The organism is Nostoc sp. UHCC 0251 (genome assembly GCF_034932245.1).
Classification (GTDB): domain Bacteria; phylum Cyanobacteriota; class Cyanobacteriia; order Cyanobacteriales; family Nostocaceae; genus Nostoc.
Map to the genome: position 1 here is coordinate 19362 of NZ_JAYGHD010000001.1, position 21358 is coordinate 40719.

Consider the following 21358-nt stretch of genomic DNA (forward strand, 5'->3'; position numbering starts at 1 on the left):
TATATTGAATTGAGACAAAAACTAAAATCTGAGATTTGTAATCAGTGGAAATACAATGAATCTAAACCTCAGTAGTTAGTTTACTCACTAGTCACAGTTTTGATAATTATTTTTATTTATACCAATGCATTTACTAAAATATATGAGTAACAATTTAGTAATTGTACCCAAATACACCAGATATTTTTTTAAAATTTTATCTGTGTCACTATTTGTATAACTATAACTTCATAAAAAAAGCACCCTCCAGACGGAGAGCGCAGTGAATTTTAACTTACAATTAACCGTGAATTGCAGGTGCTTGCAAAGCCACTGGCACTGCTTCACCAGCCGCCAAATCCAAGGGGAAGTTGTGAGCATTACGCTCGTGCATCACTTCTATACCCAAATTGGCCCGGTTTAGCACATCTGCCCATGTATTAATTACATGGCCTTTAGAGTCCAGAATTGAGTGGTTAAAGTTGAACCCGTTGAGATTAAATGCCATCGTACTGATGCCCAATGCCGTCAACCAGATACCAACTACAGGCCAAGCGGCTAAGAAAAAGTGCAAAGAACGCGAGTTGTTAAAGCTCGCATATTGCCAGATTAACCGCCCAAAGTAACCGTGAGCCGCTACAATACTATAGGTTTCTTGTTCTTGACCAAACTTGTACCCATAGTTTATAGATTCAGCTTCAGTTGTCTCTCTGACTAGAGAGGAAGACACCAAAGAACCGTGCATCGCGCAGAACAGCGCACCACCGAACACCGCCGCTACGCCCAGTTGATGGAATGGGTGCATGAGGATATTATGCTCGGCTTGGAACACGAACATGAAGTTAAATGTGCCGCTAATGCCCAGAGGCATCCCGTCAGAAAAGCTACCTTGACCAATAGGGTAAATTAAAAAGACAGAAGTCGCAGCAGCTACAGGAGCGGAGTAAGCTAGGCAAATCCAGGGACGCATCCCCAAACGATAGCTTAACTCCCATTGCCGACCGAGCCAGCAGAAAATACCAATCAAAAAGTGCAAGACAATGAGTTGATAAGGCCCGCCGTTGTAGAGCCATTCATCCATTGAAGCAGCTTCCCAAATGGGATAGAAGTGCAAACCAATGGCATTAGATGTGGGTACAACAGCACCAGTGATGATGTTATTGCCGTATAATAAAGAACCAGAAACTGGCTCCCGGATGCCGTCAATATCAACGGGTGGTGCAGCAATAAAGGCAATAATGAAACAGATGGTAGCGGTCAATAGGGTAGGAATCATTAAAACGCCGAACCAGCCGATATAAAGCCGATTGTCGGTGCTAGTAATCCATTGACAGAAACGATCCCACAGTTTGCCGCTTTCGCTTCTTCCTAGAGTTGTGGTCATAGCTGTGTTGTTTATAAATCACTGACAACAAACTTTCCCAATTTTTAAGAATTGAGAATTAAGCTGTTTTCAAAGACTTTCGCTAAATACCTTCCCCCTAATCGCCGGGACTCTCTGGAATTACCTCACACGAAAAATGCTGTTAACTAATTTCCCAAGGGAGACTGTCTGAAAAAAGGGAAAACTTTCCCGGCTTCTAATATCACGTTTTACATTAATAATTTGTATTTTTCAAGACATTATTTTTAAGTTTTGCTAAGTTAAATGCTCAAGAAACTCAGCGTGTTCTTTTGAATTCAATCCTTGTTGCAACACTGCTAAAACTTTCGTCATATCTCCTGTAATTAGTGAGGTGACATCTAACCATAAACCCGGAAATACTCTACTTCTAATCACACTATCTGCATCTGCCACAAGTGGTAAATATTCACCATTTTGCAAGCAGAACCAGTCGAGTTTCTTTTCTAAAGTTTGCCACACGATATATTCCTGCACTCCGTTGCGGCGGTACGCGCGTTTTTTATCGTACAAATCAATAGATGCACTACTGGCTGCTACTTCTGCTACTAATTCCGGTGCGCCTTCTACGTAATCATCTTCAGTGATTTGTGCTTGTCCCCTGGCTGGTTTATCTATCAACAGCAAAACATCAGGCTGTGGTTCATTATCTAAATCTAAGCGGACGGTAGCATTATCGCCTAGTTCTACGCCTGGGGTGGAAACTTTGTAATTCCCTAACCAGATAATTAAGTTTCCATGAGGTAAACAATGACTTCTAAAACGCAGGGGTGATGCTACGTAGACGACTCCTTCAATTAATTCTGCTTTTTTATCGGGCATTGCTGTATAACGACGCTCGAATTCGTGGCGGGTTAAGCGATCGCCACTTTCTAAAGGAGGAATAAAAGCGCTATTATCTAAGCCATGTTCCACAGAAGCAGCCATTACCTGATTCCTCATCCGCAGGAGTTGTAGCTTGAATCTAACAAAAAAAGCGCCCCCCATTTCTGGAGGGCGCTTTTTATTTAGCTAATACTGAAGTATTAACCGTTGATAGCAGGAGCAGTCATTGCTACAGGAGTAACTTCACCAGCAGCTAAGTCTAAGGGGAAGTTGTGAGCGTTACGCTCGTGCATTACTTCCATACCCAAGTTAGCGCGGTTGATTACGTCTGCCCAGGTGCTGATAACGCGACCTTGGGAGTCAATTACTGATTGGTTGAAGTTGAAACCGTTCAGGTTGAATGCCATCGTGCTGATACCCAAAGCGGTGAACCAGATACCGACGACAGGCCAAGCTGCGAGGAAGAAGTGCAGTGAACGGCTGTTGTTGAAGGAAGCGTATTGGAAGATTAGACGACCGAAGTAGCCGTGGGCTGCAACGATGTTGTAGGTTTCTTCTTCTTGACCGAACTTGTAACCGTAGTTAAGAGATTCAGTTTCGGTGGTTTCACGCACCAAAGAAGAAGTTACTAGAGAACCGTGCATTGCAGAGAACAAGGAACCGCCGAATACACCAGCCACACCTAACATGTGGAAGGGGTGCATCAAGATGTTATGTTCTGCTTGGAACACAATCATGAAGTTGAAGGTTCCAGAGATACCCAAAGGCATACCATCAGAGAATGAACCTTGACCAATTGGGTAGATCAAGAATACTGCGGTAGCAGAAGCCAAAGGTGCGCTGTAAGCTACGCAAATCCAAGGACGCATACCTAAGCGGTAAGAAAGTTCCCACTGACGACCCAGGTAGCAAGCGCAACCGATCAAGAAGTGGAAAATTACCAATTGGTAAGGGCCACCGTTGTACAACCACTCATCTAAGGAAGCTGCTTCCCAAATTGGGTAGAAGTGCAAACCGATAGCGTTAGAGGAAGGAACAACTGCACCAGAGATGATGTTGTTTCCGTAGATCAAGGAACCTGCAACAGGTTCGCGGATACCATCGATGTCTACTGGAGGTGCTGCGATGAAAGCGATTACAAAGCAAGCAGTAGCAGCTAGTAGGGTTGGGATCATCAATACACCAAACCAACCGATATAAATACGGTTGTCAGTGCTGGTAATCCACTCGCAAAAGCGATCCCATACGTTGGCGTTTGAGCGCCGTTGTAAGGTTGTGGTCATTGTTTTATAAGTGCTATGGGTTGTTAAATATGGAACAAGCAGATTTATTTTTCGCCTGTTGAAATACAGTCTACATGAATTTACTTTGACCCGAACTGTGGCTTAATATTCTGTAACAAAATAGTTTAAAAAGCTCATCGAACTGTAAAGTTTTTCTACTATAAACAATAGTCATAGATTGAGGCTTTGTAAGCTATTTCAATACCAAACTAGCTATAACTTTCAATGACGCGATCGCCTAGTTAATTGTCTTTACATTTATTTACAAATACCCTGGTTCAAAAATTCTAAGTTTTGTCGATTTGTAACGAAATAATAAGTTGTAAGTTGTCTAATGTTTCTGTTGATTGTTTGTAGAAACTTAAAAATCAAAGTATATGTAGGGCAAACTGCCTTCAGGAGCGAATAACCAAACAGCGTAGAAACATAGAGGGATGAAGACAAGCTTAAGAGGCCAGTTAAACTCTAACTTCAGCATTCGGTTGAAGAAATAGACTACAGTCATTAGGGCAGCTATAGCTAGAAGTACCCAAGTGAGTTGGTATTGGCTCATATTCAAGGCATCAACATAAACCTTTTGAGCAAACTGGGCATCAGCAGGATAACCCCAAAGATGCCGAATTACTAAAGAAGAGTCTTGGAGATTAGGTAGGCGGAACCAAATCCAAGAGGTAAAAACCATCAGTTGGGTCAATAACCAAGCGACAAAGATACCTAGAGGATTTTGCCAGAATTGTTCTAGCTTTTCAAAGCGATCGCTCATAGTATCTGTAAGTCGATGAACCACCAAGGCTAAACCGTGGAATATGCCCCAAACTACATAACCCAAAGCAGCACCATGCCAGATACCAGCGATTAACATGACAATAAATAAATTCCAGCAGGTACGGACTAAACCCTGACGGGAACCACCCAAAGGAAAGTAGACATAGTTACGTAGCCAATCTCCTAGAGTCATGTGCCAGCGCCGCCAAAATTCGGAAATATTGGTGCTGAAATAGGGAAAGTCGAAATTCTCAGGTAGAACCAAGCCGAAAAGCAAAGCACTACCACGGGCAATGTCTACATAACCGTTGAAATCTAGATATAACTGCAAGCCATAGGCGAATGTAGCTAACCACAGATCGTTACTACCCGCCCGTTGTAGGTTCCCAAAACATAAATCAACGAAAATCCCCAGGTGGTCTGCAAATATACCTTTTTTAACTGCGCCCCTAGCAATTAACCACAGTGCCTCAGCCACTCTATCACTACTGGGGAAGTCTACTGTATTGAATTGATTTGCTAAGTTGTGGTAGCGCGTAATTGGGCCTGAAATCAGTTTGACGAAGAATAATTTGTAGGTAGCAAATTTGATAAATTTATCAGTAGCAGGGGCACCGCGATAAACATCTACTAAATAAGCAATGCATTCAAAGGTGAAAAACGAAATACCTAACGGTGCAATCAACTTAAAAGAGCTATCTGGTGAGTTTGTTTGCACATGAAAAACAAACTTAAATAAAGGGGTAAAATACTTAAATGCTAATAATAGTAAAACGTTTAGTATTATACCTAACCACAAAACTTTTAGACGACGGCGATTCCAGTCACCTTGGGCAAATTGCCACTCTTCATTAGAAATTTGCCAGTCAAGGGAATGTTTTCCTGGCGATGTGTTGTTACCAATCTCTAGCCCCACCCGGAAATTAATAAACGTCAATGCTAATAGTAATGGTATGTACTGGATGTGCAAAGATGCGTAGAAAACCAAGCTGGCAATTAGTAACGTCCACAATCGCAGTTTCTGTTGTGCTAAAGACCAGTAAATTCCTAACACACTCAATAAGAACAGCCCATAGAAAATTGATATAAAGTTCATTTTTTTGTCATTTTTCATTTGTCATTGGGCATGGGGCATTGGGCATTGGGCATTGATCAATAATTAATAGTTATTCTTCCCCTGCTCCCCCTGCTTTCTCATCCCCACTCCCTACTCCCTACTCCCTACTCCCCTACTTCACTGGCCAAGGAATCATCGGGTCATTAGCCAACTTTTTGGAGACTTCGTATGCCCCAAAACGGTTGAGGTGGCTGGGGTCAGAAAAGTAGTCATTTGCTTTTGGCCACTGTTGGCTTAAATCTCGATAAATAAAGTTGGGACTAGTAGCTAGACGCAACATATATTCCTGAAATTCTTGCTCATGTTGTTTACGCACTGGATCTAGATAATCTCCTGTGAGAGGCATGTTGACAAACACTAAGGAAATTTTCTGAGACTGGGCAAACTGAAGCACTTCTTGAAAGGCAGCATCTTGCTGTCCTTCTATTTGGAAAGATTTATAGTCGTTGTCGTAATTTCCGGGAACTCTAGAATGTTTTTGATAGTATCTAGCAGGATTGAAGCGAACAGACAAAGGTAGAAAGCCATCAAAATCAACTGCTTGCTGAGAAGTACTCTCATCTGAAGTACCATCTGTTAGCTGCCTTTGTGATGCAACTGTTTGATTGTGACCAAGTAAAAGCAGTTGTTTTTGCAGTAAACTTTTAATTTGGTCGCGGTTTGGGTAGCTAGTAGAAAGAGATGCTATAGCCTGATTTAACGACTGATTGACAGCTTCATAGGCGCTAATCTCCTGTTTTTCTTCTTTTATTTTTTGTTCTCCCGAATTGGCCAGATTTTCAGGCGTATCACTGCTATTTGCAGTTGTTGGCGGTTTTTGGAATACTTGTTTATAACCAGCCGATGCAGCGATGGATTTAAAGGTCATATCCTCACGTCCGCCGTTGAAAGCACGGGCCCCATCTGCCCAGAGAATAATTTTAGGCAGTTCTGATGGTTCCAGTACGTGGCGAATCACAAATTCTACAACTTGTGCGGTAGCACCGTTGATCCCAAAGTTAAACACGTCAACATTTGGATAGCCTTGAGTCGCTAAAGCTTTAGAAAGTGCTGCTGGATCTACTCCCCTGAGGGCGCGGGAGGAGCCAATAATTAACACATCTGGAGGAGTACCAGTTGTAGCCAAACGCTGTTTATATAATGCTAGTTGCTCATCTAATTGCCTGACATTGAAACTTGGCATCTGCGATCGCGCTGCTAAAAGAATAGCGGTAGCGGTTGCTTTCTCCTTCAGTGGTGCGGCTGCCAAATTATTTGTCGGAGTATCATCACTTTGGGTAAACTCAGAAGCGTTAAATACAGAACTCTGATTTGAAGGAGATTTTTTCTTGGAAGTGCTGGTAAAAAATGTGGTTTTCTCACTCTGAGTTTTCCCAGATGTCAAAGATGCCTTTTGCCCAGAAGAAGATGGAAGCGAGACATTACCGACTTTTGGTGTCGGCGTAGTCCGTGCAATCATTCGACCCAACACCCAATCAGTTTGGAGGGTAAGTAATAATCCCAGTGTCCCCCAAACTAAAGCAATCTTAAGTCCTTGAACGTCAGGGCTTTGTTCTGCTGACTGGTGGCTTTCGGTAAATAGTTGGCTTTGCAACAGGAATTTTTTCGCAGTTGCACTAGCCGTTGCCATCCAATCTCGCGCTACTTCGGTAACAAAATTTTGAACTTCTTCTGTAGTTAAGTCGGGGCGCAAAATTGGCTCACTAGTCTCAGACGTTACCAGATCATCAATGTATTTAGAAGTGGCAGCAAATTCTGGAGTTGCTTCTGGCACTAAACGTTGGCGATGCTCAAGATCAATGCCATAGTGCCAAAAAGGTTCTTTATTCCCAGCACGGCGACCGTATACACGTACTCCCATAATACCAGGAATTTTTAAATGGCGGATAAACTGCGTAATTTTACTTGCTACTTGTTGACGCCCTGGACATACAGGTGCATCGCACATGATGTGTAATAAATCATGTTTGTTCAGCAGCAGTATGCGAATTCCGCCTGTCAATAGACGCCAATCTAGGTCAGGATTGAGTAAACGCTCTAGTAAAAATACGATGGCTGGTTCATCGCCAGTATTTGCCAAATCTAGCGGTGATGTGGCAAAGGCGGGATACTTTGCAGCGGGTAAAGCCATCCAATCAATCCAATTAGGTTCCTTGTCGCCTGCTTTTTGTCCGTACACAGTAGCGGCGAGAATGCCTTGAGGAGCGATCGCTTCTAGCTGGGGTAAAATCGCCTCTAAACATACTTCTTTGTCGGGTATTGGGGCAGTTCCTAAGGGATCAAAAGCTGGGATACAAAAGATATGTAGTGTTGATTCTTTGAGAGAAACTTGTACACCAACTTTTAACCCTGACAATACCTCAGTTAATAATCGCGCGATCGCTTGGACATCTCCCCAACGCGCCCACTCTTTCAGCATCACCTCTGGTGGTGTCAAATCCACCCTTAGCAGCCAATCGGGTGCAGTTTCGCCACTCACTTGGGAAACAATTACTGCATCTTGGTAGCCGGAAAGCTTGAGATAACGCAACTTTTGTGCTATTGGTTCAGCAAGCAATGATGCATCAGGACTATAGCTCGACTGGCAAAATATCCACAGGCGATTTTCTTCCGGCTGAGAGTTCTTTGGCTGATATGGCTTAATCTTTGCCTGTACCGATACACCTAATGTACTCAGAGTTTCGCTGAGATATCGAGCGATCGCCTCTGGGTTGCCTTGGCGTGCCAAACTTTCGTTAGAGACAATCAGCGCCCCACCCGATTGTTTTAATTTTTCCGAGTCTGCTAGCAGCGCTTGCTCCACCTGCTCCAGATGCTTATCTATTTGATTCAAGTAAACCCGATGGCACCATTTGGGGCGCTGTTCCCCTTTTCTGCGCCCATAGACAAATACTTGATATATTGAGGGTTGTTCATTGCTTGTGAGGATATCTAAGTTTGTTTGCTGTAGTGCTTGCAGCAAGTCAGACAAAGTGCGCCAACGCTGAGGACATTCTGTACCTTCACAAAGAATATGAAGGTCATTTCCCCGCAACCGGACTTTCACCCCGAAAGTGTTTATCCCTGTTGCTTGGCTTACCCATTGCACTAAGGATTGCTGGCTATCTGGTAATACTGCTGTTTTCATGGGAAGTTAACTTTACAGGAAGCGATTGTTGGGGGATAGTGCCTGCACTTGTAAACTAGAACCATAGGTCTATCACACTCTGACGTTTTTTTTTAACAATTTTGTTACCTTCGTAGCTCACAAAATCGGACAAGATAGTCTTGTACAGGTTGCAAGTCTGACTAATGTTGAGTTTTGCGTTTATTTTACTAATAGGGAGTCATAAATTAGAAGTTATAAGTTAGCAGCCGGGAGTCAGAATAATTCTATATGACTGGCTGATGACTTGTCGTTTAAAGCCGGACTAGCGTCCCACTAAGCTAACGACCCTGATGGGCAAAACAAACAACAAGCTTATCTCATTTCAACTCCATCCCTTTATTGTTGGAGTCATCTTAACTCGTGTACAGACACGATTAATCGCGTCTCTACTAATATTTCCCATAACCAAGAATTAGCAATGCCTCCTGCCAACCAACAACCCTCAACTAACCCCGCATCTAATCTCGATTTATTTAACATTCCCCAGTCTTTCCTTTTACAAATAGGTACAGCGTCTATATTACTGCTGCTCATTACAGGAAAAACCACAGTAAGAGCACTAGAAGCCATAGGGGAAGCCAGTGAAGAATTGTTTCGAGGCGATCGCCTACCCATTCTCGACTTCCCAAATGAACACGAAATCAATCAAGATGAGAAGATATACAACAAATAATTATTTGCTCAGGAACAACCCGGTGAGCATTAAGTGCAAAACCTAGAAGCGTAAACAGTAATTAGCTTTACAACAATAGAGAATATGGGTTCCCTTTTATACTCTTCGTCTCAAACTGCGGATATATACCCGGTGTCGGAATTATTTTTGCGTCATCGTCTCCAGGTAGTGGAAGAATTGTGGGAGTCAGTTCTCCGGCAAGAATGCGGTCAAAACATGGTAGATTTGTTGCGTCAGTTGCGCGATTTATGTTCACCAGAAGGACAAGCAACAAATGACCAAGCATCATCAGCCGTAAAATTGATTGAACAACTAAATATCAACGAAGCAATTCGCGCGGCTCGTGCTTTCGCTCTGTATTTTCAGTTGATTAACATCATAGAGCAGGAATACGAACAACGGCAGCAATTGAGTCGCTATGAGGCAGAAACAGAGCCTACAGACGCAGAAACAGCATCCAATGTCAATTATTCGTCCAATCAAAGAGAAGATGACGCGCCTGTTAGCAAGGGAATAGCAGCAGAATTGCTGGCAAAGAGTTATCTAGAAAAAGCGCAAGTCAAACCAAAAGGTACTTTCGCTGCTTTGTTTCCCTATTTATTCAAACTGAATGTACCACCCCAGCAAATTCAACGTTTAATTGCACATCTAGATGTGCGTTTAGTTTTTACAGCGCACCCGACGGAAATTGTTCGCCATACCATCCGAGATAAGCAGCGCCAGGTGGTACAACTTCTGCAAAAACTGGATACCTTGGAAAACCATTTTGGTGCTACCACCGGGGGATATGCTTGGGAAGCAGCAGATGTCCGCGAACAATTGCTTGAAGAAATTCGCCTGTGGTGGCGCACAGATGAACTTCACCAGTTCAAACCCACTGTGTTAGATGAAGTAGATTATGCGCTGCACTACTTCCAAGAAGTATTATTTGATGGTATTCCTCAACTTTATAAACGTTTCAAACACACTCTATCTAGCACCTTTCCTTGGCTAGAACCACCGAGTAAAAACTTTTGCTCTTTCGGTTCTTGGGTAGGCTCAGATAGGGATGGAAACCCATCAGTTACGCCCGAAATCACCTGGCAAACAGCTTGCTATCAGCGCAAAATGGTGTTGGGGAGATATATTCAGTCAGTGAAAAATCTGATTGAATTGTTGAGTGTGTCGATGCATTGGAGCGATGTCTTACCAGATTTGCTGGAATCTCTAGAATTGGATCAGTCCCAATTGAGTGAGGTGTATGATGCACTGGCACTGCGTTATCGACAAGAACCATATCGGCTCAAACTGGCTTATGTGCTGAAACGGCTAGAAAATACTCGCGATCGCAATTTAGCTTTGTACAATCGGGAAACGCCAAAAAATCAAGAAAGCCCCCTGTATCGTTCGGGAGCCGATTTTTTAGCAGAACTGCGGATGATTCAGCGCAACTTGACAGAAACAGGTTTAAGCTGTCGAGAATTAGAAAATCTAATCTGTCAGGTAGAGATTTTTGGTTTTAACTTGACACAGCTAGATATTCGCCAAGAATCATCCCGTCATGCCGATGCCCTGAATGAAATACTTGAATACCTGCAAACATTACCTCAACCTTACAACGAACTATCTGAGGAGCAAAGAGTCGCTTGGCTCACAGGAGAACTGCAAACCCGCCGGCCATTAATTCCAGCAGAATTGCCATTTTCCGAAAAAACCAACGATGTAATTGAAACCTTTCGCGTCGTGCGATCGCTGCAACAAGAATTTGGTCTAAATATCTGCCAAACTTACATTATCAGCATGTGCCGCGACGTGAGCGACGTGCTGGAAGTACTACTGTTAGCCAAAGAAGCCAGACTTTTTGACCCCGCCATTGCTGTCGGAACTATTCAAGTTGTCCCCCTATTTGAAACAGTAGAAGACTTACAACGCTCCAGAAGCGTTATGCGGAAACTCTTTGAACTCCCCTTATATCGCGCTTTGTTAGCCGGCGGCTACGAACAGACAAAAACAGAAAGCGTTGTCATGGATGAAAATTCATCCCCCCCTGCCTCCCCTGCCTCCCCCTCCCCCTCCCCCCTCACCCCTAACTTACAAGAAGTAATGCTGGGGTATTCTGATAGCAACAAAGACTCTGGGTTTTTAAGCAGCAACTGGGAAATTCATAAAGCTCAAAAATCACTGCAACACATAGCAGAAGGCTACGATCTAAATTTGCGGATTTTCCACGGACGCGGCGGTTCTGTGGGACGGGGTGGCGGCCCTGCTTACGAGGCAATTTTGGCTCAACCAGGTCATAGTATCAATGGGCGAATCAAGATTACCGAACAAGGAGAAGTTTTGGCTTCCAAATACTCGTTGTTGGACTTGGCTTTGTACCACATGGAAACCATCACCACTGCTGTAATTCAAGCTAGCCTGCTGCGGACAGGGTTTGATGATATTGAACCCTGGAATGAGATTATGGAAGAATTAGCAGTGCGATCGCGTCAACATTATCGTGCCCTAATCTACGAACAGCCAGATTTTGTTGACTTCTTCCACCAAGTAACTCCAATTGAAGAAATTAGCCAACTACAAATTAGTTCCCGTCCAGCCCGCCGTCCATCTGGTAAGAAAGATTTAAGTAGTCTGCGAGCTATTCCTTGGGTATTTAGCTGGACACAAACCCGCTTTTTGCTGCCTTCCTGGTACGGCGTTGGCACAGCATTACAAGAATTCTTGAACGCAGAACCAGAAGAACACTTGAAATTACTGCGCTACTTCTACGTTAAGTGGCCGTTCTTCAAGATGGTGATTTCTAAGGCCGAGATGACTTTGGCAAAAGTAGACATGCAAATGGCACACCACTACGTCCAAGAACTGTCAAAACCAGAAGATCAAGTTCGTTTTGCGAAGGTGTTTGACCAAATTGCCAGCGAGTTCTATCTGACAAGAGATTTGGTGTTGAAAATCACCGATCATAATCGGCTGTTAGATGGCGATCCTGTCTTGCAACGATCTGTGCAGCTACGCAATGGCACAATTGTCCCCTTGGGATTTATCCAAGTTTCCCTACTCAAGCGTCTACGCCAGTCGATGAATTCTAATGCTACTTCTGGAGTCATCCACTCTCGTTACAGCAAAGGCGAGTTACTGCGAGGAGCATTGTTAACTATTAATGGGATTGCAGCCGGAATGAGAAATACAGGTTGATGGGGAGTGGGGAGTGGGGAGTGGGGAATGAGGGGGCAAGGGGAGCAGGGGAGGCAGGGGAAGTAGAGGAGAATAATTAATAACCAATGACAAATGACTAATGACAAATGACTAATGACTAATGACTAATGACTAAAAATAGAATTTTAGTTTGCACTTTTTTAGCGCTGTCATCAGGTTTTTTTGGTGCTTACACTAGTGGGCAAATTACCATAATGCTGCATAGCCAAAAATGCCAAAACCAACCCTGGGGTTTAAAGGAGATGTGCAATGCTTGGATGACACCAGGAGCAATATGGCAAGGTAGCACAACAGGACTATGGACAGGCACTATCTTAGGAGCGTTTGTTGGTGGTTTAGTGACGCGACAAGCTCGTGATTAGTCTAGCGTGAGTTCGATGAACCTCTCCCTGCCTTGAACTAAAGTTCAAGTCTGTCCCTCTCCGAGTCGGAGAGGGAAGGTTTAGTGTCAACAAGACTGGTAAAATCTAGCCATAGCGAAGAAGAGTAAATCACCATGTCTACCGAAACTAACCCAGGAAATCAAACTACCACAGGTGCTGATGCGATTGATGAAGCGATCGCACAAGGAATTGATTTTGATGGTTCTCCCATTCCGCCTGCCAAGCTAGAACTTTATGGTAAAGTTATGGCGCTAGAAGGCAATAGACAGCGCAGTGGCGTATCTAATACGATGCGATCGCGTATTGTGCGAATTGGTGCAAAACACATTCCCCAAGCAGAACTCGACCAATTACTTGTAGATGCTGATTTCGCACCCCTAAAAGAAAAAGAAATTGCCTTTTTTTATAGCGGAAAATAAATTATGTTGACGAGTTTCGACTTCTCTGCGAGACGCTACGCGTTAGCGGAGCTTCCGGCAGGGAAGTAGAAACCAACGGCTATGGTAGTTTTATTACTACAATTCACCTTAAAACTCCAAATGTGTGTAACATCGTGTTGTTTTATTGATTCCAAAAAATGACTGCAAATCTGTTAGTGCGACTTAGACAAAAAATATCCAAAAAATAGCCTCAAGCCTATATAAAGATGGGCTTTGGCATCGTTTTGCTTGTTTAATTAATATATCTGGGTTTGGGGTATTTTTGAGCATTTGATGTATTTACCTTACTCTACATGGGTTTGAGGCTTGTTTCTACCTCCAAAATATTTAAGTTAGGTTAATTTGATCTTTAATTAGCAGCAAACAAAATCTTTACTCAAAATTCAATCTATCAAAATAGTGAATTCGTTTAATAACTAATGACGCAAGAACTTCTATCTAGGGATCGATATGGCTCATGAGCTAAATGAAGTAGAAATAGTATACTAAGTCACATGAGATTGTATTCTATGAAATTGAATTATGTTACAAAACAGCTTTCTACAGTAAAACGCTGGATGGCTACAACACTGTTTTGTATGTTAGCGATCGCCTTCGTTTGGCAAGGTGCATTTTTATCGAACACTTCAGCAATGGCTGCTCCTCATGCAACCTTGATTGCATCATCAAACGCAGGCGATAAAGTTCAAGAAAAAACCAGTAAAGATGCTGGACGAGCCAAAAATTTCATCGAAGATACAAAAGATAAAGTTAAGGAAGCTGCCAAGAGCAACGCCAGTAAAGTTGATCAAGCAACAGACAATGGTAGTTTTGTTGAGCGCAAAGCAAAGAGAGATGCGGCTACAATTCAAAGAAGAGCAGACGAAGATTCGGCTCGGACTAAAGAAGCCGTAGACAACACAAAGAATGTTGTTGAGCGCACTGTTGATAATATCAAAGATGCTTTTGGTAAATAGTAATCCTATTTGATTTGGTTCAAATCCAAAGCTTTAGATTCCCGACTTTTGCAAGAAGTCGGGAATCTTACTGTTTACGAATAATTTAAGAAAGTCTAAATTTATTTATTGCACAGATTAATTTATCAAGAAGGGGAAGGGGGAAGGGGGAAAGGTAAAAACCTCGCCTTTTGTAGGTGGCTTAAATTAATTGCGAATTGCGAATTGCGAATTGGTTTCATCCACTTTGTGATGTGATTCTAATCGGCATGTTATTTGCTTGGCAAAAGCGAGTGATCTAGTTAAGAAATTTTCGCAAACTGCTGCTGAATACTTGTTTTTGATACGACCCTGACACGGTTTTTAAGTAGCATCACTTATTGACAAATGTGCTGTAAGCTTAACTGATTGCAATCTTGTTGGGACGAATTGTTAATGGATAACAAATTTTTCACCATTATTAATTACGAAGTTATACTTTCCGCTACAACTTAGTAACAATGTAAGAGTCTGATTATGTGAACAACCCGACCGTGGGAAAATCAAAATACCGAAAACCTGAAGTTAGAGAGGAAAACCCTATAATATGCATCTGAGCGAAATCACCCATCCTAATCAGTTGCACGGTTTATCTGTTCGCCAACTGCAACAGATTGCCCGTCAGATTCGAGATAAGCATCTCCAAACCGTAGCAGTTAATGGTGGACACTTGGGGCCAGGGTTGGGTGTTGTAGAGTTAACACTAGGACTTTACCAGACACTGGACTTAGATCGGGATAAAGTGATTTGGGATGTAGGACACCAGGCTTATCCCCACAAACTGCTTACAGGGCGCTACGATCGCTTCCACACCCTCAGACAAAAAGACGGAGTTGCAGGTTATCTCAAACTCTGTGAAAACAAGTTTGACCATTTTGGGGCTGGACATGCTTCTACAAGTATTTCAGCAGCGTTGGGCATGGCTTTAGCGCGAGACTTAAAAGGGGAAAAATTTAAAGCCGTTGCTGTTATTGGCGATGGAGCGCTGACTGGGGGTATGGCTTTAGAAGCCATCAACCATGCCGGACACATGCCGAAAACTAATCTGTTAGTTGTTCTCAACGACAACGACATGTCTATATCTCGCAACGTCGGCGCGATTCCCCGCTATCTGAACAAAATGCGCCTCAGCCAACCGGTGCAATTTATTAAAGATAATCTTGAGGAACAGTTTAAACAAATTCCCTTCGTGGGTGAATCACTGTCTCCCGAACTCGGACGTATCAAAGAAGGTATGAAACGCTTGGCTGTTCCCAAGGTAGGTGCAGTTTTTGAAGAACTCGGCTTTACCTACATTGGGCCAGTGGATGGGCATAATCTCGAAGAATTGATTGCCACCTTCCAACAAGCACATCAGATACCAGGCCCAGTTTTGGTACATGTAGCAACAGTCAAAGGCAAAGGTTATGAAATTGCCGAACTAGATCAAGTTGGCTACCACGCCCAAAGCCCCTTCAACGTAGCAACTGGCAAAGCTATTCCTTCTAGTAAACCTAAACCCCCGGCTTATGCCAAAGTCTTTTCTCACACTCTGGTGAAACTTGCCGAACAAAACCCCAAAATCGTTGGGATTACTGCGGCTATGGCAACGGGGACAGGCTTAGATAAACTTCAAGCAAAACTGCCCAATCAATATGTTGATGTAGGTATTGCTGAACAACACGCTATCACCCTAGCAGCAGGGCTGGCAACTCAAGGGATGCGCCCCGTAGCTGCCATTTATTCTACCTTTTTGCAACGCGCCTATGACCAGATAATCCATGATGTCTGCATCCAAAACCTCCCAGTCTTCTTCTGCTTAGATAGGGCAGGAATTGTCGGAGCTGATGGCCCCACCCACCAAGGTATGTATGACATCGCTTATCTGCGTTGCATTCCCAACATGGTAATGATGGCACCCAAAGATGAAGCAGAAATGCAACGCATGATAGTAACTGGTGTTAACCATACCAGTGGACCGATCGCCATGCGTTATCCTCGTGGCAATGGCCACGGTGTGCCATTGATGGAGGAAGGTTGGGAACCGTTAGAAATCGGCAAAGGAGAAATTTTGCGGACAGGCGATGACGTGTTAATTGTCGCCTATGGCACAATGGTCTATCCAGGGATGCAAGCTGCTGAACTTCTCAGCGAACACGGCATTGAAGCAACTGTAATTAATGCGCGTTTCGTTAAGCCTTTGGATACCGAGTTGATTTTGCCTTTGGCTAAGAAAATCGGTCGCGTTATTACTTTAGAAGAAGGTTGTATTATGGGTGGCTTTGGTTCTGCGATCGCAGAAGCCTTAATGGATGCAGATATTCTAGTTCCTGTCAAGCGATTTGGTGTTCCAGATGTGTTAGTAGATCATGCTGAACCCAATGAATCTAAGACAGAATTAGGTTTAACTAGTCATCAAATAGCAGAGAGAGTCTTGCAAGCTTTCTTTCAACAACAACTATCTGCTGTTGTCTAGTTAGTTTAATCCACAATAGTTTTATGAAAATAACCCCGAACCTTGGGGTTATTTTCATGAAGATACAAGAAAGCTGCGATCGCATATTTAATCTACCTATGCTTGTCTACCTAGATGAACGAGAAGACTATGGAGAGGAACGGTATCTCGGCATTGGACTCCTTGATGGACGAATTGTAGTAGTTATTTACACAAGCCAGGTGAAGAAATGGTTCGGATCATCTCATTAAGAAAGGCACTGTCTCACGAACGAAAAAGCTATGAACAATACCTCAAGAACTGATTGGGTTAGAGTCGATGCAATGAGTGACGAAGACATCGACACCTCAGATATTCCATTCTTGTCAGAAGAATTTTTTGCTAAAGCACAATTGCGAATGCCCAAGTCACCTGTAACAATAACAGTTAAGGTAGATCCTGAAACTTTTGCTTGGTTCAAAGAGCAGGGAGAGACTGCCGAACAGCAGATGGCTGTAGCATTAAAGATTTATGCAGAAGCACACAAAGCTTATCCAGCGTCTGAGGCGAAGTCAACCTAATACAATACTAAATTGGATGTCTTTAACAATAACTTCAGTGCAGCAAACAAGCGATGTCTACGATGGTCACTGAGCTTGTCGAAGTGCGGGCTATTCGGCGTCGCACTCGGCTTGACGCTAGAATATTAGTCGCAATCTTGTAGAGATGATTGGCAATGAAAATTAAAGCAGTTATCTGGCAAGAAGACGGCGTGTGGTGTGGTTGTGTACCTGCCCTACCAGGATGTCACACTTGGGGAGACAGCTATGAACATTTGTTAGAAATGTTACAAGATGCAATTCCAGTTTGGTTAGAAGTTGCCAGTCAACGAGAAGATCAGCTTGATTTAGCATCATTCTCATTACATTACGCAGCTTCAATTTTCCCTGAAAGTGAGCAGACAGTTTAGTGACATTCAACCCCGGTCATGTAGTCACAGTTCATTTTCCCGATGTCACTGGTATGAGTTGAGCAATTTACTCATGAACTACTGCTAATTTCTACAATTGCTTCTCCTTGCCGCAGTCGTTCTATTGCATCAGGTAAAGCGATGGCAAGTAGTCGCTGCAAATTGCGATTTGTGACATTACCACAAGTCAGCCAAAGAATTTGAGGTGGTATTCCTAAACGACAGGCCAAGTCAACAAAATCGCTATCTTTGGTCATGATTACTGCCTTAGCAACTCGTGCTGCCTCAAAAATTTCCACATCTTTAGCATCTCGTAATCCAAGCTCTCTTAGGGCAGTAGCCTCTACGTCAAAAGTCTCAGTCAGCCAAAGTGCTAATGTAGGAGGCAACTGAGCATCAATCCAAATTGTCATGCTGTCAAGCGAGGAAAGTCAGTTCGCCGTGCTGCAAACAATAGACAGGCTTGGATATCTTCGAGTTCAAGATCGGGAAAATCCTCTAAAATCTCAGAAACACTGACATTCTCAGCCAACATTTCTAAAATATCACTCACACGGATCCTCATGCCTCGAATACAAGGACGACCACCACACTGACCAGGAGTTTGAGTAATGCGAGTCAACAAATCAACCCTTGAGTTCATGCAAGTATTTTAATATCGGGTACTTTTATTTAACTCTAGTTCTGCGAATATTTTTGATGCAGGTTTTGGTAAATATATTTATTAAGCAACCCGCTTTTACGATTTCTATGGTCAAGGTATTAGTTGCTTTATAGATATAATTCCCTAGCCAGGAACCTAATTAACGTTAAGGCAGCGAAAATTACAAAATCTGGTGAATCTATAACAAAGTTTCTGGATCAACACCTAGCGCATTCAACCTTTCAATTAACATTTTCACTTTTTGTTCTGCTTCCACACGCCGCTGTTCTTCAAAAGCTGTGCGTTCTTCGGCTTCCCTGATGCGTTCTTCTGGTGTCAGCAATCTTTGCCCTTCCTCGTCATACCAGTACAGCCACTCTCGCACTATACCTTGATAAATTCCCCGTTCTCGCCCAATTCCTAAGCCAATCTCTGGTAGCCAAACAGGATTTCCTGATATTAAGATATATTCTCCATCAACTAAGTGATACACCTCCAAAGGTGTTTTTTTATGCCGAAGGGGACTATATACAACGTAGTATAAAATTCCTAATTCTTTGGCATAAAATTCTTTCTTAGTGCTATATTCTTCGCGATAAATTTGAGAAACAACTTCTAATGCTAAAATTGGCTGCTTCTTTTCTTCCCACAGCACATAACTTAGACGTAAATCCTCATCAACGAAGCGTTTAACTCCTAAGCTGAGAAACCCATCAGGGACAACGGCTGGTTTGTCTGGGTGATAATAAATACCCATATCAACACCAAAGAACCAATCCCAACGATCGCACCAAACTAAAGCTAGTGTTGTTTTCAGCAAGCCAGGAATTAAATTTTGAAGTTCATTATCCACAGGGGTGTCATTGGAGTCGGGTAGCTCTTCGGAAGATGGCAAACAATGCAGCGGATTGTAGTTTAACATGAGCGGTTTTGCCAAATCTGATTCTAGATAGATTGTAGGTAATCTATTGACACTGCGATCGCAGCGCAAGAATAAAGAACCATTTTTAGCGTAGTGATAGCCTGTTATAGACATCGCCTCTGGATCTTTTCTCAGTAGTCACAGACTTGTTATTGCAAGATTTTACATTAAAGTCGTGGTTTTTCAATACTGACTACCAGAGTCTTTAAAGTCTTTAAATGACAATAGCCAGAAAGGGCAGAATATTTTTTTGGTATTGTACATTGCGTTCCCAAAGAAAGCGTACCAAAAAAGGGCAGGTTTTGTACCTACCCTGAAAGTTATATTAATTTAAACTAAACTCGCGATCGCAACTTAATTACCAATTTGGGGCGCACTCAAAGAAACCTTTAACGTTTCTTCTTTTTGCTGTGCTAATGTCGGCACGGAATCACGCAATCTTGCCGTCAATTGTACAGTTGTAGCGTCATACATCTGAGTCAGCAATTTTGGATAGAAACCAATACCAATAATTGGAATTAACAAACAGGCAATGATAAATACTTCACGGGGTTCGGCATCTATCAAAGCTTGGTGAGAAACTAATTCCTCGTTTTCTTTACCGTAGAAAATTTCTCGCAACATCGACAGCAGATAAATTGGAGTTAAAATTACTCCCACTGCCATCAAGAACACTACAATGACTTTGAAGGTAGAGCTATAAGCATCGCTAGTAGCAAAGCCGACAAATACCATTAATTCTGCCACGAAACCGCTCATCCCTGGCAATGCCAAAGAAGCCATTGAACAGGTGGTGAACATGGCGAAAATTTTCGGCATTCTCTTAGCGACACCGCCCATTTCATCCAACATCAGGGTGTGGGTGCGATCGTAAGTTGCGCCAACCAGGAAGAACAAACTCGCCCCAATTAACCCGTGGGAAACCATTTGCAATACTGCTCCACTCAATCCCAAATCGGTGAAGGAGGCAATACCAATCATCACAAAGCCCATGTGAGAAATTGAGGAGTAGGCAATTTTTCGCTTTAGGTTTCGCTGGGCAAAGGATGTCAAGGCAGCGTAGATGATATTAACTACCCCCAAAACTACCAACACTGGTGCAAAATAAGCGTGGGCATCGGGGAGCATTTGGGCATTCATCCGAATTAAGGCGTAACCGCCCATTTTCAGGAGAATACCTGCTAATAACATGTGTACGGGGGCTGTAGCTTCACCGTGGGCATCAGGTAGCCAAGTGTGCAAGGGAATAATCGGCAACTTGACGGCGTAAGCAATCAGGAAGCCAGCATATAGGGCAAGTTGGAAATTCAGGGCGAAGTCTTTTAGGGCGATCGCTCTCATGTCGAACGTCACCGTATCGCCGTAAAATCCCATTGTCAGGGCAGACAGCAAAATAAACAGCGAACCGCCGGCGGTGTATAAAATGAATTTGGTCGCTGCATATTGCCGCCTTTTGCCTCCCCAAATCGACAGCAGAAAGTATATCGGTACTAGTTCCAGTTCCCACACCAGGAAAAATAACAGCATATCCTGGACAGCGAACACGGCAATCTGACCGCCATACATCGCCAAAATCAAGAAGTAAAATAGCTTGGGCTTGAAGGTGACAGGCCAAGCTGCTAAAATCGCCAGCGTGGTAATGAATCCAGTCAAAATAATTAGGGGCATGGACAAGCCATCAGCCCCTACTGACCAATTCAAACCCAATTGTGGTACCCAGGGGTAACTTTCCACCAATTGCAAATCTGGATTGGAGAAATCATACCCAGTATAAAAAGCATAAACAATTAGTGCAAAATCTATCAGCCCCACGATAAGGGAGTACCAGCGCACTGTTTTGCCTTCTTTATCAGGAATGACGGGAAGAAGTAGCGACGCGGCTATCGGAAACAGAATAATCGTCGTCAGCCACGGAAAATTAGCTATATTCATCACAATTCGTCTGCTATCAAAATCATGTTTGGCAAAAAGTCACTAGTTATTAAGTAACAGCTTTTTGGGGATTTCGTCTTCCTCGTTAGGTTGATTTAATTAAATTAGCAATCCCTCATTTTTTTCGCTTAGGAGTCTTTTTTGACATTTGGGGTGCGGAATGTGCGTTGTGATACTCCCGGTTAAATCAAAAATTTACCTAAAAAAGCCGGTAAAATTATAGATTAGGGGCGCGATCGCAATGATAAAGCTCTTCTTCTACTTGTTCAAGGGGATAGAGAGTCAATATTTGCT

At 43.0% G+C, this 21358-nt stretch carries 18 protein-coding genes; 9 read left to right on the forward strand and 9 right to left on the reverse strand.

Going from position 1 to position 21358, the window contains the following annotated elements; translation table 11 throughout:
• Nucleotides 1-280: 280 nt before the first annotated feature.
• The 5 genes from psbA (VB740_RS00085) to VB740_RS00105 form a co-directional block, all read right to left on the reverse strand.
• Nucleotides 281-1363 carry a photosystem II q(b) protein gene (gene psbA / locus VB740_RS00085; protein ID WP_323198079.1) on the reverse strand — a complete coding sequence of 361 codons (1083 nt, stop codon included), beginning with the start codon at nucleotides 1361-1363 and terminating at the stop codon, nucleotides 281-283.
• Nucleotides 1364-1618: 255 nt separating this feature from the next.
• Complete coding sequence (locus tag VB740_RS00090; RefSeq protein WP_323198080.1) at nucleotides 1619-2308, reverse strand: Uma2 family endonuclease; 690 nt, start codon at nucleotides 2306-2308, stop codon at nucleotides 1619-1621.
• A 98-nt stretch (nucleotides 2309-2406) separates the two neighbouring features.
• On the reverse strand, nucleotides 2407-3489 hold the full coding sequence (gene psbA / locus VB740_RS00095; RefSeq protein WP_323198081.1) for a photosystem II q(b) protein: 1083 nt from the start codon (nucleotides 3487-3489) through the stop codon (nucleotides 2407-2409).
• 361 nt (nucleotides 3490-3850) lie between these two features.
• Nucleotides 3851-5350 carry an MBOAT family protein gene (locus tag VB740_RS00100; protein ID WP_323198131.1) on the reverse strand — a complete coding sequence of 500 codons (1500 nt, stop codon included), beginning with the start codon at nucleotides 5348-5350 and terminating at the stop codon, nucleotides 3851-3853.
• A 133-nt stretch (nucleotides 5351-5483) separates the two neighbouring features.
• Nucleotides 5484-8498 (reverse strand): DUF1574 domain-containing protein, encoded by a 3015-nt coding sequence (locus tag VB740_RS00105; protein ID WP_323198082.1) that lies wholly within the window; start codon nucleotides 8496-8498, stop codon nucleotides 5484-5486.
• A gap of 439 nt (nucleotides 8499-8937) precedes the next feature.
• Here VB740_RS00105 and VB740_RS00110 point away from each other — a divergent pair, with 439 nt between their 5' ends.
• From VB740_RS00110 to VB740_RS00150, 9 genes are all read left to right on the forward strand, one after another.
• On the forward strand, nucleotides 8938-9192 hold the full coding sequence (locus VB740_RS00110) for a hypothetical protein (protein WP_323198083.1): 255 nt from the start codon (nucleotides 8938-8940) through the stop codon (nucleotides 9190-9192).
• Between the two features lie 84 nt (nucleotides 9193-9276).
• Entirely contained in the window at nucleotides 9277-12366 is a 3090-nt protein-coding gene (locus VB740_RS00115; protein WP_323198084.1) for a phosphoenolpyruvate carboxylase, read from the forward strand.
• A 128-nt stretch (nucleotides 12367-12494) separates the two neighbouring features.
• Nucleotides 12495-12749 (forward strand): hypothetical protein, encoded by a 255-nt coding sequence (locus VB740_RS00120; RefSeq protein ID WP_190729319.1) that lies wholly within the window; start codon nucleotides 12495-12497, stop codon nucleotides 12747-12749.
• Nucleotides 12750-12883: 134 nt separating this feature from the next.
• Entirely contained in the window at nucleotides 12884-13189 is a 306-nt protein-coding gene (locus VB740_RS00125) for a DUF4090 family protein (RefSeq protein ID WP_323198085.1), read from the forward strand.
• 530 nt (nucleotides 13190-13719) lie between these two features.
• Nucleotides 13720-14166: a hypothetical protein gene (locus tag VB740_RS00130; protein ID WP_323198086.1), complete on the forward strand. Its 447-nt coding sequence runs from the start codon at nucleotides 13720-13722 to the stop codon at nucleotides 14164-14166.
• A gap of 565 nt (nucleotides 14167-14731) precedes the next feature.
• Complete coding sequence (gene dxs, locus VB740_RS00135) at nucleotides 14732-16639, forward strand: 1-deoxy-D-xylulose-5-phosphate synthase (protein ID WP_323198087.1); 1908 nt, start codon at nucleotides 14732-14734, stop codon at nucleotides 16637-16639.
• Between the two features lie 56 nt (nucleotides 16640-16695).
• Nucleotides 16696-16869, forward strand: a complete 174-nt coding sequence (locus VB740_RS00140; RefSeq protein WP_323198088.1) for a BrnT family toxin — start codon at nucleotides 16696-16698, stop codon at nucleotides 16867-16869.
• Nucleotides 16870-16899: 30 nt separating this feature from the next.
• Nucleotides 16900-17178 (forward strand): hypothetical protein, encoded by a 279-nt coding sequence (locus tag VB740_RS00145; protein WP_323198089.1) that lies wholly within the window; start codon nucleotides 16900-16902, stop codon nucleotides 17176-17178.
• 155 nt (nucleotides 17179-17333) lie between these two features.
• Nucleotides 17334-17567, forward strand: a complete 234-nt coding sequence (locus VB740_RS00150; RefSeq protein ID WP_323198090.1) for a type II toxin-antitoxin system HicB family antitoxin — start codon at nucleotides 17334-17336, stop codon at nucleotides 17565-17567.
• Between the two features lie 71 nt (nucleotides 17568-17638).
• Here VB740_RS00150 and VB740_RS00155 read toward each other — a convergent pair whose 3' ends face one another.
• From VB740_RS00155 to VB740_RS00170, 4 genes are all read right to left on the reverse strand, one after another.
• Complete coding sequence (locus VB740_RS00155) at nucleotides 17639-17980, reverse strand: DUF5615 family PIN-like protein (RefSeq protein WP_323198091.1); 342 nt, start codon at nucleotides 17978-17980, stop codon at nucleotides 17639-17641.
• Nucleotides 17977-18210 (reverse strand): DUF433 domain-containing protein, encoded by a 234-nt coding sequence (locus VB740_RS00160; RefSeq protein WP_094347793.1) that lies wholly within the window; start codon nucleotides 18208-18210, stop codon nucleotides 17977-17979. The genes VB740_RS00155 and VB740_RS00160 overlap by 4 nt, the downstream gene beginning before the upstream one ends.
• A 199-nt stretch (nucleotides 18211-18409) precedes the next feature.
• A complete protein-coding gene (locus VB740_RS00165) occupies nucleotides 18410-19132 on the reverse strand; it encodes a Uma2 family endonuclease (RefSeq protein WP_323198132.1) in 723 nt (240 codons plus the stop codon).
• A gap of 354 nt (nucleotides 19133-19486) precedes the next feature.
• Nucleotides 19487-21064, reverse strand: coding sequence for an NAD(P)H-quinone oxidoreductase subunit 4 (locus VB740_RS00170; RefSeq protein ID WP_323198092.1), 1578 nt, complete (start codon nucleotides 21062-21064; stop codon nucleotides 19487-19489).
• Nucleotides 21065-21358: the final 294 nt, after the last annotated feature.

Excerpts from the sequence above, each read along its gene's own strand:
- VB740_RS00105 (WP_323198082.1), bottom strand. The coding sequence starts at position 8,498 with ATGAAAACAGCAGTATTACCAGATAGCCAGCAATCCTTAGTGCAATGG.
- VB740_RS00145 (WP_323198089.1), top strand. The coding sequence starts at position 16,900 with ATGAACAATACCTCAAGAACTGATTGGGTTAGAGTCGATGCAATGAGT.
- VB740_RS00125 (WP_323198085.1), top strand. The coding sequence starts at position 12,884 with ATGTCTACCGAAACTAACCCAGGAAATCAAACTACCACAGGTGCTGAT.
- VB740_RS00140 (WP_323198088.1), top strand. The coding sequence starts at position 16,696 with ATGAAGATACAAGAAAGCTGCGATCGCATATTTAATCTACCTATGCTT.
- VB740_RS00120 (WP_190729319.1), top strand. The coding sequence starts at position 12,495 with ATGACTAAAAATAGAATTTTAGTTTGCACTTTTTTAGCGCTGTCATCA.
- VB740_RS00155 (WP_323198091.1), bottom strand. The coding sequence starts at position 17,980 with ATGACAATTTGGATTGATGCTCAGTTGCCTCCTACATTAGCACTTTGG.
- VB740_RS00100 (WP_323198131.1), bottom strand. The coding sequence starts at position 5,350 with ATGAACTTTATATCAATTTTCTATGGGCTGTTCTTATTGAGTGTGTTA.
- VB740_RS00150 (WP_323198090.1), top strand. The coding sequence starts at position 17,334 with ATGAAAATTAAAGCAGTTATCTGGCAAGAAGACGGCGTGTGGTGTGGT.
- VB740_RS00115 (WP_323198084.1), top strand. The coding sequence starts at position 9,277 with ATGGGTTCCCTTTTATACTCTTCGTCTCAAACTGCGGATATATACCCG.
- VB740_RS00160 (WP_094347793.1), bottom strand. The coding sequence starts at position 18,210 with ATGAACTCAAGGGTTGATTTGTTGACTCGCATTACTCAAACTCCTGGT.
- VB740_RS00165 (WP_323198132.1), bottom strand. The coding sequence starts at position 19,132 with ATGTTAAACTACAATCCGCTGCATTGTTTGCCATCTTCCGAAGAGCTA.
- psbA (WP_323198079.1), bottom strand. The coding sequence starts at position 1,363 with ATGACCACAACTCTAGGAAGAAGCGAAAGCGGCAAACTGTGGGATCGT.
- VB740_RS00110 (WP_323198083.1), top strand. The coding sequence starts at position 8,938 with ATGCCTCCTGCCAACCAACAACCCTCAACTAACCCCGCATCTAATCTC.
- VB740_RS00130 (WP_323198086.1), top strand. The coding sequence starts at position 13,720 with ATGAAATTGAATTATGTTACAAAACAGCTTTCTACAGTAAAACGCTGG.
- psbA (WP_323198081.1), bottom strand. The coding sequence starts at position 3,489 with ATGACCACAACCTTACAACGGCGCTCAAACGCCAACGTATGGGATCGC.
- VB740_RS00090 (WP_323198080.1), bottom strand. The coding sequence starts at position 2,308 with ATGGCTGCTTCTGTGGAACATGGCTTAGATAATAGCGCTTTTATTCCT.
- VB740_RS00170 (WP_323198092.1), bottom strand. The coding sequence starts at position 21,064 with ATGAATATAGCTAATTTTCCGTGGCTGACGACGATTATTCTGTTTCCG.
- dxs (WP_323198087.1), top strand. The coding sequence starts at position 14,732 with ATGCATCTGAGCGAAATCACCCATCCTAATCAGTTGCACGGTTTATCT.